1 protein-coding gene and 1 pseudogene are annotated in these 500 nt (G+C 40.4%); both read right to left on the reverse strand.

Features of this window, described 5'->3' with window-relative positions; all coding sequences use genetic code 11:
• Positions 1-250 (reverse strand): hypothetical protein (locus KP705_RS17055; protein ID WP_215765128.1); only part of this gene is annotated, 250 nt, incomplete at its 3' end.
• Positions 247-500: pseudogene (locus tag KP705_RS17060) on the reverse strand (hypothetical protein); the annotation flags it as partial. The gene KP705_RS17055 and the pseudogene KP705_RS17060, both read right to left, overlap by 4 nt.

Consider the following 500-nt stretch of genomic DNA (forward strand, 5'->3'; position numbering starts at 1 on the left):
CTTTTTTTGTCGGTAATGGCACATTAGGAAGACCGACAAACCATTCGTAGAGTGAAGGATCACTCGGAAGGCGAAGTGTCTCTAGAAGCACTTCATTATCTCGCACTATAGAAAATTCAAAAAATTCATCTAAATTTTCATCATGTAATTCCTTAAGATTTTTCCAAATTTTCATAGTTTCTAAGTCGTTTGAATGAGAAATTATAAATGTATTTTGGCATGCAATATGGAATCGTTCGTTAGTTTTCATAATTTTCCTCCTTCTATAACTTCAAGATTAAATCCCGGCTTTGGTATTGTAGAAAGTTCTTCTTGTGTAGCACGACTACCTACTTCAGCAACGTGGCGGTTCATGTAGTAGCGGACAAGACCCGGCCCTCGCATACCGGCTACCTTTTCGCGCTCGGAGAAAATCGCACCGAACTTCACCAGTTCATTCATGATGGCTGTAACTTCGTTGACCCGAATTCCGACTTTTTCGGCGATTTCTTCGCGGGTTA

This window comes from Gluconobacter sp. P1D12_c (assembly GCF_018812105.1).
Classification (GTDB): Bacteria; Pseudomonadota; Alphaproteobacteria; order Acetobacterales; family Acetobacteraceae; genus Gluconobacter; species Gluconobacter oxydans_A.